Here is a 336-nt window from a genome sequence, read left to right as displayed (position 1 = left end):
CTGACTGGCGCCGGGAACAGCGGCGCCTTGCGCTGGCGGACCGGGACCGGATCCGGGAGGCGAGCCGCGCCGAGGCCGAGGCGACGGTCGCGGATGGAGTGGCGCTGGCGAAATCCGTGGTGAAGAAGTCGCGTAAGCGCGCGATCGCAGAGGCTAAGGCTCGGAAGGCCGAGGCCGACCGGCAGGTCGCTGTCGCTCAACGCGACCGGGCCCGCGCGGATGCGCAGGCCGAGGTTGCGCGGCGGGCGAAACTGGAGGCAGAGGAAGCTCGGAAGGAGGCTGAGCGGAAGGTTGAAGCGGCGAGAGAGGAGGCCGCGCGGATCGCGAAGGCCGCGG

Annotated in this window: 1 pseudogene; it reads left to right on the top strand. The window is 72.3% G+C overall.

The annotated features are described in order from the left end of the window. Positions 1-336: pseudogene (locus tag EP237_RS23285) on the top strand (hypothetical protein); the annotation flags it as partial.

The organism is Nioella ostreopsis (assembly GCF_004000255.1).
GTDB classification, from domain to species: domain Bacteria; phylum Pseudomonadota; class Alphaproteobacteria; order Rhodobacterales; family Rhodobacteraceae; genus Nioella; species Nioella ostreopsis.
Note: the sequence above shows the minus strand (reverse complement) of the source record. Positions and strands in the feature narration are given on the sequence as shown.